Origin of the sequence: Ventosimonas gracilis, from assembly GCF_001580025.1 — a bacterium.
In the GTDB taxonomy this organism is placed as follows: Bacteria; Pseudomonadota; Gammaproteobacteria; order Pseudomonadales; family Pseudomonadaceae; genus Ventosimonas; species Ventosimonas gracilis.
Genome location: NZ_LSZO01000179.1, coordinates 1 through 1,380, shown reverse-complemented (window position 1 = coordinate 1,380; position 1,380 = coordinate 1). Strand labels below are relative to the sequence as shown.

Sequence of the window (1,380 nt, the reverse complement as noted above, 5' to 3'; positions counted from 1 at the left end):
TGTTGTCAACAAATAGACTTGTCCGGTTTTAAAGCAAATGAACTGTCCGGTTTTGCCTTGCGGTTTCAGGCGGCGTAGGGCGTAGCCCGTAGCCGCCTGAAACCGCAAGGCGCGGCCTGCGCCGGACGGTTACGCGGCTTTTTTCATCTCCTCTCCAAACGGCTGTCCATCGGCTGTGAACCGCGCCAGCAAACGCGGCCCGTGAAACACGGCCAGATCGCCATCGGGATAGCGCAGCACCCGAACCTTGACCTTCACATAGTGCATGCGTGCCCGATCCTGCGGGATTTGCAGTTTGAGACCATCAAAGCTCACGCAGTTGTCCTTGCCGACCGTGCGCTCAAAGTGCTCGCACAAAATGTCGTCAATTTGGCGGACGTCGCACGCCACGAAGCTTGAGCCTTGCTCCATCGCAGGCTGCATGAATTCGGCGTTGAATGCGGGCAGGTATTGCTCGCGCAGGTAGCGGTTGGCGCTTGCCATGTCGGTGATGCCAAAGAGCGCCAGCTCCTTGACCAAGCGCTCCTGATGCGTGGCGAACATCCGCTCGCTACGCCCCCTGGCTTCGGGTGAATACGCAGGAATCATCTCGATACCCAATTGCTTCATCGCCCGCCCGACCTGGGTCAGATTGACCTTGTCCACCTTGCCGCCCACCTCGGGCGTATGCCAGTAATGACTGCCACGGTCGGTGTACAGGCTGCAAAATAGACCCCTGGTCACGATCACGTCCCGGATGCCCTGAAAGCTCGATGCCGTGCCTTCCTGCTCGACGAAGAACATGCTGTAGTGTTCGTTGGTGGCGTCATCCATCGTGACGATCAAGTCCCACTGACACCCAGGAACCCATGTGTGCGTGCTGGCGTCTTGGTGCAGCATCATCCCCGGCCACGCCGCCCGTTCGCGCCGCTTGCGGTGTTTGCCGCGCCCGGACGCCTTGGCCACCAGACCGCCTTCCTGCAAGCGGCTCTTGACCCAGCTATAGCTGCGCGTGCCGCCTTCGCGCCGGTACCAGGTGTGAAAGTGCTTCACGCTCCAGCCCTGATACCGGCTGCGGTAACGCTCGCACAACGCCATGACCTCATCGACCGGGGCGCGACGGTGCGAAACCTGCGCCAGACGACGGTCTATCAAGCCGTCCAGACCTTCCTCTTCAAAGCGGCTGCAATACCGCCGAAAAGTGCGCTCGCAGACCCCCAGTAACTGCGCCGCCTCATGCTGGCTTAACCGCCCCTCTGTCCATGCCCCGTAAGCGTGCTCGAATCGCATCTTCCGTAACTCCTGTAGCAATAGCGTCCGTTTCATGACCACCTCCTCGGCGGTCAGTAAAACCGGACAGTTCATTTGCTACTGATGCGGACAGATTACTTATCACTGACA

1 protein-coding gene is annotated in these 1,380 nt (G+C 59.7%); it reads right to left on the bottom strand.

What is annotated here, in order from left to right; all coding sequences use genetic code 11:
• Window positions 1–129: 129 nt before the first annotated feature.
• Window positions 130–1,344, bottom strand: a complete 1,215-nt coding sequence (locus AXE65_RS09890; protein WP_204376549.1) for an ISNCY family transposase — start codon at window positions 1,342–1,344, stop codon at window positions 130–132.
• Window positions 1,345–1,380: the final 36 nt, after the last annotated feature.